General features: G+C 69.9%; 11 protein-coding genes. 6 read left to right on the top strand and 5 right to left on the bottom strand.

Features of this window, described 5'->3' with window-relative positions; genetic code table 11:
* Nucleotides 1-339: LysR family transcriptional regulator (locus tag H0U68_RS07135; RefSeq protein WP_296354046.1), on the bottom strand; the 339-nt coding region annotated here is incomplete at its 3' end.
* Nucleotides 340-405: 66 nt separating this feature from the next.
* Between H0U68_RS07135 and H0U68_RS07130 the strand changes: the two genes are divergently transcribed.
* Nucleotides 406-1323, top strand: a complete 918-nt coding sequence (locus H0U68_RS07130) for an EamA family transporter (protein ID WP_296354045.1) — start codon at nt 406-408, stop codon at nt 1321-1323.
* Between the two features lie 109 nt (nt 1324-1432).
* On the opposite strand, the gene ilvB is transcribed toward H0U68_RS07130, so the two are convergent.
* Nucleotides 1433-3208, bottom strand: a complete 1776-nt coding sequence (ilvB, locus tag H0U68_RS07125) for a biosynthetic-type acetolactate synthase large subunit (RefSeq protein WP_296354048.1) — start codon at nt 3206-3208, stop codon at nt 1433-1435.
* Between the two features lie 105 nt (nt 3209-3313).
* On the opposite strand from ilvB, the gene H0U68_RS07120 reads away from it, so the two are divergent.
* The 4 genes from H0U68_RS07120 to H0U68_RS07105 all read left to right on the top strand — a co-directional run bounded on the left by H0U68_RS07120 (nt 3314) and on the right by H0U68_RS07105 (nt 7694).
* Nucleotides 3314-3775: an Lrp/AsnC family transcriptional regulator gene (locus H0U68_RS07120; RefSeq protein ID WP_296354043.1), complete on the top strand. Its 462-nt coding sequence runs from the start codon at nt 3314-3316 to the stop codon at nt 3773-3775.
* 240 nt (nt 3776-4015) lie between these two features.
* Nucleotides 4016-5227, top strand: a complete 1212-nt coding sequence (locus H0U68_RS07115; protein ID WP_296354041.1) for an ATP-grasp domain-containing protein — start codon at nt 4016-4018, stop codon at nt 5225-5227.
* On the top strand, nt 5224-6417 hold the full coding sequence (locus H0U68_RS07110) for an ATP-grasp domain-containing protein (RefSeq protein ID WP_296354037.1): 1194 nt from the start codon (nt 5224-5226) through the stop codon (nt 6415-6417). The genes H0U68_RS07115 and H0U68_RS07110 overlap by 4 nt, the downstream gene beginning before the upstream one ends.
* Complete coding sequence (locus H0U68_RS07105; RefSeq protein ID WP_296354035.1) at nt 6414-7694, top strand: hypothetical protein; 1281 nt, start codon at nt 6414-6416, stop codon at nt 7692-7694. Before H0U68_RS07110 ends, H0U68_RS07105 begins: the two co-directional genes overlap by 4 nt.
* On the opposite strand, the gene H0U68_RS07100 is transcribed toward H0U68_RS07105, so the two are convergent.
* Genes H0U68_RS07100 through H0U68_RS07090 form a run of 3 tightly spaced genes read right to left on the bottom strand, consistent with a single transcriptional unit; the run spans nt 7576 to nt 9900 of the window.
* Nucleotides 7576-8388 carry an aspartate/glutamate racemase family protein gene (locus H0U68_RS07100; RefSeq protein ID WP_296354034.1) on the bottom strand — a complete coding sequence of 271 codons (813 nt, stop codon included), beginning with the start codon at nt 8386-8388 and terminating at the stop codon, nt 7576-7578. The genes H0U68_RS07105 and H0U68_RS07100 overlap by 119 nt on opposite strands.
* Entirely contained in the window at nt 8381-8725 is a 345-nt protein-coding gene (locus H0U68_RS07095) for an antibiotic biosynthesis monooxygenase (RefSeq protein WP_296354032.1), read from the bottom strand. Before H0U68_RS07095 ends, H0U68_RS07100 begins: the two co-directional genes overlap by 8 nt.
* Nucleotides 8726-8748: 23 nt before the next feature.
* On the bottom strand, nt 8749-9900 hold the full coding sequence (locus H0U68_RS07090; protein WP_296354030.1) for a cytochrome P450: 1152 nt from the start codon (nt 9898-9900) through the stop codon (nt 8749-8751).
* A 52-nt stretch (nt 9901-9952) separates the two neighbouring features.
* Between H0U68_RS07090 and H0U68_RS07085 the strand changes: the two genes are divergently transcribed.
* The coding region (locus H0U68_RS07085) for a metalloregulator ArsR/SmtB family transcription factor (RefSeq protein ID WP_296354028.1) at nt 9953-10592 on the top strand (640 nt) is incomplete at its 3' end.

Genomic DNA, 10592 nt, shown 5'->3' with positions numbered 1-10592 from the left:
GGCCAGGCGCGGCAGCAGCCAGCGGCTGGCGAACGAGGGCAGCACGTCGATGGACAGGATGCGGCCGCGTGCGCCGCGCAGCTCGCGCGTGGCTTCGGACACCTTCTGCAGCGCCGCGCGGATCTCGCCGGCGTAGCGGCGGCCCACCGGCGTCAGCGCCACGGCACGCCTGCTGCGCTCGAACAGGCGCATGCCCAGCGCCTCTTCCAATGCCTTGATCTGGTGGCTGATGGCGCCCGGTGTCTGGTTCAGTTCCTCGGCCGCGCGCGAGAAGTTCAGGTGCCGCGCCAGCACTTCCAGCGCGCGCAGGCCCTGCATGGGCGGCAGGTCGAGGCTCACTTGTGAATGTTCCTGCACAGGCATTGAACAGAACTCGTTTGACCCTGGATGGGCAGCGGGCGCAGCATGCGCAATCCCTTCAACGTGCAGCCCATGCCGATTCCCCACATCCTCATCGCCCTGTTCGTCGTGGCCATCTGGTCCTTCAACTTCATCGCCATCAAGGTGGGCCTGGCGGAGCTGCCGCCGATCTTCATGGCGGCCGTGCGCTTCGCGCTGACCGCGCTGCCGGCGGTGTTCTTCATCAAGCCGCCGGCCGCGCCGTTCTGGCGCGTCACAGCATACGGCATGCTGGTGTTCGGGCTGCAGTTCGGCCTGCTGTTCTACGGCATGGCGATCGGCATGTCGGCCGCCGTCGGCGCGCTGGCGCTGCAGCTGTCGGTGTTCGTCACCATCGGGCTGGCCTGGGCCTTCCGCGGCGAACGCATGACCACGCTGCAGTTCGTCGGCGCCGGCGTGTCGGCGCTGGGCCTGGTGGTGATCGCCACGCACACCGGCGGCGACCTCACGCTGGCCGGCCTGCTGTTCGGGCTGGCCGCCGCGGCCTGCTGGGGCGCCGGCAACATCGTCGGCAAGTCCTTGGGCAAGGTGGACATGCTGGCGCTGGTGGTGTGGTCCAGCATGGCCGCGCCGCTGCCGCTGTTCGTGCTGTCGTACATCGTCGAAGGGCCGCAGCGCATCGCGCACGGCGTGCAGAACGTGTCGTGGCTGGGCATCGGCGCGGTGGCCTACATCGTCTATGCGAGCACGCACGTCGGCTACAGCCTGTGGGCCTGGCTGATGGCGCGCCATCCGGCCGGCATGGTGGCGCCCTTCACCCTGCTCGGGCCGGTGGTGGCCGCGCTGTTCTCCGCCTGGCTGCTGGGCGAAACCTTCCCCGGCTGGAAGATCGGCGCCGGCCTGCTGGTGCTGGCCGGGCTGCTGGTCAACGTGTTCGGCGGCCGCGTGCTGGCGCTGGTGCGGCCGCGGCCGGTGGCGTCATGATGCGCTTGGCAAGCACCTGCTCAACATCGGCACCGACGACCGTTCGCCCTGAGCCTGTCGAAGGGCAAGCACGCGCAGGGGTTTCGACAGGCTCAGCCTGAACGGTGCATCAAGGCTCGGCATACGGGCGGTCCTTGCCCAGCCACATCTCGTGGTGGCCGCTGCCGGCGGGGATCATCGGAAAGCAGTTCTCTTCCTGCGTGACGCGCACGTCGAGGAAGTAAGGTCCGTCGGAGGCCAGGCAGCGCGCCAGCGCGTCGCCCAGCCCGGCGCGGTGCTCCACGCGGTCCGCGCCCCAGCCGAAGGCGCGGGCCAGCGCCACGAAGTCCGGCAGCGCCTCGGTGTAGCTGTGGCTGTAGCGGCCGCCGTGGATCAGCTCCTGCCACTGCCGCACCATGCCCATGCAGCCGTTGTTCATCAGGATCACCTTCACCGGCGTGCGGTGCTGCATGGCGGTGGAGAGTTCCTGGATGTTCATCAGCACCGAGGCGTCACCGCTGATGCACACCACCAGCCGGCCCGGGTCGCCGATCTGCGCGCCGATGGCCGCCGGCAGGCCGTAGCCCATGGTGCCGGCGCCGCCGGAGGTGAGCCAGTCGCGCGGCCGCTCCACGCGCATGTACTGCGCGGCCCACATCTGGTGCTGGCCGACGTCGGTGGCGACGATGGGAAAGCGCCCGGCCAGCTGGTCGCGCAAGGTCGCCATCAGCGCCTGCGGCACGATGGCCTGCGTGTCGTCGGCGAACGCCAGGCAGGCCAGCGAGCGCCAGTGCCGGATGCGCTGCCACCAGTCGCCCAAATCGGGCGCGGCCGTGGCGTCGCGGCGCAGGATGTCCAGCACGCCGCGCAGCACCTCGGCGCAGTCGCCCACCAGCGGCACGTCGGCGTTCACCACCTTGTTGATCGAGCGCGGATCGATGTCGACGTGGATCACTTTCGCGTCCGGGCAGAAGGCGTCGAGCCGGCCGGTGACGCGGTCGTCGAAGCGCGCGCCGACGCAGACCACCAGGTCCGCATGGTGCATGGCCAGGTTGGCCTCCAGCGTGCCGTGCATGCCCAGCATGCCGAGGAAGGCTGGGCCGGACGCCGGGTACGCACCCAGGCCCATCAGCGTCAAGGTGCAGGGCGCGCCGGTCAGCGCCACGATCTCCGAGAACAGCCCGCAGGCCTCCAGGCCCGAATTCACCAGCCCGCCGCCGCCGTAGAAGACCGGGCGCTTCGCCGCGCGGATCAGCTCGGCCGCCTTGCGCACCTGCGGGCGGGGCAGCGCCGGCAACGCGGTATGCCGGCGCGCGCGCGCCGGCTCGGAGGCGGCGACGCGGCCCGGCTCGGGCGCGAGCTGCATGTCCTTCGGGAAATCCAGCAGCACCGGCCCGGGGCGCCCGCCGGCCGCCACCTCGAATGCCTTGTGCACCAGGCCGCGCAGCTGGCCCGGCGCGCGCACCTGGGCGTTCCACTTGGTCACCGGGCGGCTGATGCCCAGCGCGTCGCATTCCTGGAACGCGTCGGTGCCGATGGCGGTGGTTGCCACCTGGCCGCTGATGCAGACGATGGGCACCGAGTCGCACATCGCGTCCAGCAGGCCGGTGGTGGTGTTGCTCACGCCCGGGCCGGAAGTGACGAACACCACGCCCACCTTGCCGGTGGAGCGCGCATAGCCCTGCGCGGCATGCACCGCCGCCTGCTCATGGCGCACCAGCACGTGGCGCAGCTGGTGCTGGCCGTACAGCGCGTCGTACAGCGGCAGCACGGCGCCGCCGGGATAGCCGAACACGGTGTCCACGCCCAGCTCCACCAGTTGCGCCACCAGCGCCTGGGCCCCGTTGCGCGCGGGCTGCGGCTGCGGCTGGGCGGCGGGGAGGAAAGAGCGGGCGCGGGTCGGCATGTCCATGCTGCCACTGTGCCAGGAGGCACTCAGCAAAGCTTGCTTGTTTTCTTGAAATTCGCGGACAATCCAGCAAATCCTTCTGCCAAACACCTGAATCACAGAATGCAACTGGACCGCTACGACACCGCCATCCTGGAAGCGCTGCAGCAGGACGCCCGCATGAGCCTGCAGGAGCTTTCTGGCAAGGTGGGGCTGACCACCTCGCCCTGCTGGTCGCGCATCAAGCGCATGGAGGAAGCCGGCGTGATCGAGGGCTACACCGTGCGCGTGAACCCGAGCAAGGTGGGCCTGGCCGACACGGTGATCGTGCAGGTGACCCTGAACGACCACTCGGACCAGGCGCTGTTCGACTTCGGCAAGGCGCTGGCCGGCATTCCCGAGGTGCTGGAGGCCTTCCTGGTGTCGGGCGACTACGACTACTACCTGCGCCTGGCCGTGCGCGACACGCGCGACTACGAACGGCTGCTGCGCGAGCAGCTTTACAAGATCCCCGGCATCCGCCACAGCAAGTCCAGCTTCGTGCTGCGCCAGTTGAAGCAGGCCTTCCTGCCGCTGCGGCGATGAATCTAAATGGGATGCCTATAAATTTATTTTATATAAACGCAATCGCCTCGGCGTGGAGCTGGCTGCCGCGCGATTCTTCTCCGGCAAAGTCGAACGATTCTCCAGTGAATGGTGGATAGTTTTCCGAAACCACTATTCACATTTTCATCCAACTTCCTCTCACTTTCTCATTTCTCCCATCGGGTATAGCCCCCGCATAATCGCTGTTCGCATCCAGCAGCCAGGGAGGAAGCAGCGAACATGACACCCGAAGAGCGTCCGCATGTCCTCAGCTTCGGCGGGGTGGACCACAATTGCCGCACACTGCTGGAGCTCGGCTGCAGCTACGTCCTGATGCAGGACAAGGCCCTGGTCACGCCCTACCAGACCGGCACCGCCCACCAGCTCATCCTGTGCGACTACGAAGATGTGGCGCTGTGCGTGGCGCTGGCACGGGTGCTGCATGCGCGCCAGCCGTTCCGCTACGTGCTGTGCCTGTCGGAGTTTCCGCAGCGCGCCGCCGCCGCCATCGCGGCGGACCTGGGGCTGCCCACCAACTGCGAGTCCTTCGCCATCGAGCACACGCGCGACAAGCTGCGCTTTCGCGACCTGTTGTCCGCGCAGGGCGTGCCCAACGTGCCCTACCGCCGCATCGGCTCGGCCGCCGCCGCCGAGGACTTCCGCCAGCAGGTGGGCGGACGCGTCGTGCTCAAGCCGGTGTCGGGCGCCGGCAGCGAGGGCGTGCACTACGCCGACTCCGCCGAGGCCGTGGCGCAGGCCTATGCGCACGCGGCCGGCGTCGGCCGCGAAGGCGTCATCGCGGAGAAGTACGTCGGCGGCGACGAGTACAGCGTCGAGACCATCTCGAAGAGCGGCGTGCACGAACTCATCGCGCTGACGCGCAAGAGCATCACCGGCTTTCCGCATTTCGTCGAGGTCGGCCACGTGCAGCCCTGGGCGATGGGCGCGCGCCGGCAGGAGGTGGAGCGCCTCGTGTTCCAGGCGCTGGACGCGGTGCGCCACCGCACCGGCCCGGCCCACACCGAGGTGAAGGTGGAGGCGGACGGCGTGCACATCATCGAGAGCCAGCTGCGCCCCGGCGGCGACCAGCTGTGGGAGATCACGCGGCTGACCACCGGCATGGACGCGGCGCGCGAAACCGCCTGCTGCCTGATGGGCCTGCCCGCGCCCGAGCGCCGCCCGGAACACGCCTGCGTGGCGATCCGCTTCTTCCAGCTGCCGCCCACGACGCTCACGCGCGAGGCCATCCTGGCCGGCTTCGCGCCGCACCCGGACGTCATCCGCACCGTCATCGACAAGCTCGGCACCGAGGCCGTTGCGCTCACGCATTCTTGGCAGCGCTCGGGCTACCTCATGGTGCACGGCGGCACCGCCGAGGACGCGCAGCGTCTGGCCGAAAGCGAGGCCGCGCGCCTCGTCGCCCACATGGACAGCCTGCAAGGACACGCATGAAGATTCTTGTCATCGGCACCAACCGCGGCGGCCACTTCCGCCTGATCGCCAACGGGCATGAACTGACTTTGCTGGGCATCATGCCGTTTGGCGTGGCGGGCGACTTCCGCTCCGGGTACAAGAACCTGGCCTACCTCGACGAGAAGGCGGGCGAGGAGCAGTTCCGCGCCATGGCGCGGGCGCTGCACGCCGGCAACCAGTTCGAACTGGTGCATTCCTTCATCGACGGCTACCAGTGCCTGGCGGCGGACATCGCGGCCGAACTGGGCATCGCCTGCCGGCACCGCAAGGACGCCACCCGCACCACCCTGGACAAGGCGCGCACGCGCGACGTGACGCGCGCGGCCGGCCTGTCGCGGCTGGACTACCACCGCGCCGACGACGCCGCGCAGCTGCGCGACATCCTGGCGCAGGCGCGCTTTCCCGTCATCGCCAAGCCGCTGGAAGGCACGGCCAGCAAGAACGTGTTCAAGCTGGCGTCGCGCGAGAGCGTGCCGCCCGAGCTGTTCGCGTGCCTGCCGATGATCGTGGAGAGCTTCATCGACGGCGCGGAGTACAGCGTGGAATCGTTTTCCGAAGACGGCCGGCACCGCGTGCTGGCCATCACCGAGAAATTCAAGACCGCGCACAACTTCGTCGAGATCGGGCACCTGGTGCCCGCGCGCGTGGACGCCGACCTGGCCCAGCGCATCGCCACTTTCACCGAACAGGTGCTGGATGCCGTCGGCATCACAGACGGTCCCGGCCACACCGAAGTGATGGTGGCGGCCGACGCCAGCATCGAGCTGATCGAGACCCACACCCGCACCGGCGGCGACGAGATTCCGAACCTGGTGCGGCTGGCCTGCGGCGTCGACCTGTACGACCTGGAGGCGCGGCAGATCACCGGCGAACGCGTGCTGCCAAGCATTGCCGAGCCGCTGCGCTGCACACGCAATGCGGCGATCTGGTACCTCACGCCCGACGAGGCGCAGCCGCGCACGCTGGTGGAGATCGAAGGCGCGGCGGAAGCCGCCGCGCAGCCATCGGTCAGCAGCGTGAAGGTGGAGAAGCTGCCGGGCGCCACCGTGCACACCCTGGGCCACAGCTTCGACCGCGGCGCCCACGTGATCGCCGTGGACGACAGCGGCGACGGCGCCCTGGCCGCGGCGCGCGCGGCGGTGTCCAAGCTGCGTTACCGCTTCGAGTGAACGATTCCGCAGCCGAGCCGAACAGCGCGCCGCAGCAGGCGCGCACGCGCTTCAGCCTGGTCACTGGAGAGTTCTTCGTCAACCTGAGCCGCGGCGCGATGACGCTCAGCCTGGGCTACTTTCTGTTCCGCCTCACGCACAGCGTGTGGGCCTTCGCGCTGGCCTGCCTGGCCGAGCTTGGCATGACGCTGCTGCTGCGCGCGGCCAGCGGCCGCACGGTGGAGGCCTGGGGCGCCAAGCCGGCGCTGGTGATCGCAGGGGCCGCGCTCTCGCTGGTGCTGTGCGGTGTGTCGCTGGCGGGCGACCTGTACGCCTACAGCGTGTGGCTGGCGCTGGCCGTGGCGCTGATGCTCAGCGTGATCCGCGTGTTCCAGAGCGCGGCCGGCTATGCGGCCGTGGTGATCCATGCGGGCGGGCAGGTGGAGTCCACCAACAGCCTGATCAGCATCGCGCTGCAGACCGGGCAACTGGCCGGCGTGCTGGCGGCGGGCATCACGCTGGAGCTTCTGAGCCTGAACGCGCTGTGCCTGGTCGCCGGCCTGAGCTACCTGGCCGCCACCGCGTGCTACGTGCTGCTGCCGCACGCGGACCACAAACCGCGCGGCATTGCCGCCGGCGCGCTCGACCTGAAAGCCGACGACATTCCGCCCACCTTGAAGCTCTATGGCGTGCTGGCGGCGCTGGACTTCGGCCTGGTCGGCGTGTTCAACCTGGTGCTGGCGCCGGCCGTGGCGGCGGCGTTCGGCGGGTCGCCGCGCTGGATGAGCATTCTTGACGTGAACTTCGCCATCGGCGCCATCGTCACCGGCTTCCTGCTGGTGAAGTTCACCGCCTGGTGCCGCGGGCGCCGCTGGCTGCCGTCGGTGCTGTCGGCTGCCACCGGCGTCCTGAGCTTCCTGGCGCTGTTCCTCCAGAAGGGTGTGCCGCTGTATGCCGTGATCTTCCTGTTCGGCTTTGCCTCCACCGCCTCGTACATGTTCTGGACCTCGGTGTCGCAGGTGGAAACCGAGGCACGCCTGTCGGGCCGCGTGGGCGCGCTGAAGGCCGTCTACAACTCGCTGGCACTGGCCGTGGCGGCGATCCTGCTCACGGCCGCCACCGTGCTCGACAAGCAGCTGATCCTGCCGGCTGCGCTGGCCGTCGGCGCGCTCAGCCTTCTCACCTCGCTGCTGATCCTGGCGAAGCTAGGCCGGGTGAGTCGTCCGCACAGCACGCCTGCAGCGCCGCTTCGACATGCACCAGGGCCGAGTCGAGATAGCGCACGCCATGGTGCGTGAACGCTGCTTCGGCGCCTTCGGTGCCGGCGGCGCAGAAAGCCAGCGGTAGTTCAGTGCAGGCGAGCACCACCATGCCGCTTGCCGCATCCGCGCCCAGGCAACCGATGGCGAGCCGCTCGATGCGTTGCGCAGCATCCGGCACGTGGCCCTTCTGCAGCCCGTCGATCAGCGCCGCGAGCTCGGCGCGGTCGCGCGCGTCCTGCGGCACCTCGCTGCGCACGCCGGCCGCCGCAAAGGCGCCGTGCAGCACGTGCGAGCCCATGGTGGTCGGCGTGCCCAGCACCAGCGCGCGCCGCACGCCCGCCGCAGCGCAGCGCGCGGCCAGCAACGCAAACAGGTCCAGCACCGCAATGCGGACACCGCGCGCAATGGCCGCGAGCCGATGGTGCGGCGTGTTGCTGGCCATCACCGCCACCTGCGCGCCGCAGCGTTCGAGCCGCAGCAGCGCATCCGTGTGGTACGCATCGAATGCGGACCACGAGGCCTCGTCGCCCTCCTTGCCGAGCAGCGACACCGCATGGGCCAGGTCGAGCGACTCGATCGCCATCTCCAGCGTGGAGGAAACGCCGCCCACATTCCGTTCGCGCCGCATGCGTTCGCTGCGGCGGCACAGCTGTTCGTAGTAGAGGGCGGTCGCGGCCCAACCGACGCCGCCGACGATGCCCAGCTTGCGCGTGGCCTGCCGCTCACCCATGGACGCTCCTGCTGTCGCTCGGCGCTTCCGCACGCGCGTTGAGGCCGTAGTCGCGCACCACGCCGGCGATGCGCAGCCGGTAGTCGCGGAACACGCCGCCGCGGCCCGCCGTCTGCGCCGCGCGGTGTTCCTCGGTGGTGCGCCACTGCATCATGGCCGCCTCGTCGCGCCAGAACGACAGCGACAGCAGCTTGTCCGGGTCCACCAGGCTCTGGAAGCGCTCGATGGAGATGAAGCCATCGATGCCGTCGAGCTGCGGGCGCAGCTGCGCCGCGATGTCCAGGTAGGCCTGGCGTTGGCCGGTGTGCGGCATCACTTCGAAGATCACGGCGTACATGGTTGTTGCTCCTGCGGTTCGGTTCATTGGAAGACGGGCAGCCGGCCGTTGCCGGACGGGCGGTAGGACCAGCGCAGTGCGCCTGTGTGCGGCCATGCGGCGCCCGCATGCAGGGCCTGCAGCGCGGCCGCGGCGATGCGGCAGGCCAGTTCCTGCCCCGGGCAGGCATGGGCGCCGCGGCTGAAGCTGTAGAGGCACGGCGCGGCGCGCTGCGGATCGAACACGTCGGGATCGGGATTGGCTTGCGCATCGCGGTTGGCGGCGGCAAGCACCAGCAGCACCGGCGCACCGGCCGGCAGGTCCACGCCGGCGATGCGCACGGCCTCGGCAGCGAAGCGGCGCGTGTTCTGCACCGGCGAATCGAAGCGGGCGGTTTCGCGCACGGTGCGCAGCCAGCCATTGGGCGCATGCATTGCCTGCTCCAGCGCCGCGGGATCGCGCGACAGCGCCACCAGGCTGTTGCCGACGAGGCCGGCCGTCGCCTCATAGGTCTGCGACAGCAGGCCGACCAGGTTCGCCGTGATAGCGCGCGTGTCGTCCCACTGTCCTGCCCCGGCGGCGGCACGCAATTGCGCGGCGACGCCGCCGCCTTCCTGTTGCGCCAGCCGCGCCACCGCATCGCCCAGCGCCATTGCGGCGGCGTGCGCCTCGGCCAGCTGCCCGGCGGTGCTCAGATGCGACAGGCAGGCGACGAAAGCGCGCGTGGACGCGGCAATGCTGGCCAGTGCGGCGTCGCCGAATCCCAGCAGCGAAGCAACGCTGCGCACCGGAACATCAAACATCCAGCGGTTGAGCGCATCGGCATCGCCCGCGCGTGGCAGCAGGCCGGCGGCGATGCGCGCCGTGGCCGCCTCGACGTCTTGCGCGGGAACACCCGCCAGCACCTGCTCGACCACGCGCTTGGCCGGCTGGTGCCCGGCGCCGTCGTTCATGCGCACGAGCCGCGCGAACACCTCGCCGGCCGGTTGCCCGGCAATGGCGGCGGGCACCGGCTCGGCGGCCGGGCGCACGCGCATCGCCGGGTGCGTGAAGACCTCGTCCAGCAAGGCGGCGCGCGACGCGACCCAGAGCTTGAGCGATGCGTCATAGGCCAGCGGCGGGCCGGCGCGCAGCCGGGCATAGAAGGGATAGGGGTCGCCGTGCGTGACGGCCTGCAGGGGATCGGTCGGTTCCATGCAGGCAATTCTTGTCGGCGGCATGGTTTTTCGCTTCGCTTACCATCAAAGCATGGACGCCGAATTTGCAGACCGCCTGGTGGCGCAAGCCGCCTCCGCCATCGCCGAGCCCGCGCGTGCGCGCATGCTGTGCAGCCTGATGGATGGGGCCGCGCGCACCGGCACCGAGCTCGCGGCCATCGCCGAGGTGAGCGCGTCCACCGCCTCGGTGCACCTGGCCAAGCTGAAGGACCAGAACATGGTGAAGGTGCTGGCGCAGGGGCGGCACCGCTACTACAGCATCGGCGACCCGCGCGTGGCCACCGCGCTGGAAGCGCTGATGGTTCTTGCCGGCAGCCAGCCCAAGCCTTTCATTCCCACCACGCCGCAGCGCCTGCGCCTGGCGCGCACCTGCTACGACCACATGGCCGGCACACTGGCCGTGGCCCTGCACGACCGCTTGTTCGAAGCCGGCTGGCTGAAGCAGCGGCGCGGCGATGAAGACGATTACGACCTGACCGATGCGGGCGAGCGCGGGCTGGCGGCGCTGGACGTCGACGTGGACGGCATGCGCAAGCGCCGCCGGCGCTTTGCCTGCGCCTGTCTCGACTGGAGCGAGCGGCGCCCGCACCTGGGCGGCGCGGCGGGCGCGGCCTTGCTGGAAGCGGTGCTGCGCCTGAAGTGGGCCGCCAAGGACCTGGACGGCCGCGGCC

Source organism: Ramlibacter sp. (assembly GCF_013697775.1).
In the GTDB taxonomy this organism is placed as follows: domain Bacteria; phylum Pseudomonadota; class Gammaproteobacteria; order Burkholderiales; family Burkholderiaceae_C; genus Ramlibacter.
Note: the sequence above shows the minus strand (reverse complement) of the source record. Positions and strands in the feature narration are given on the sequence as shown.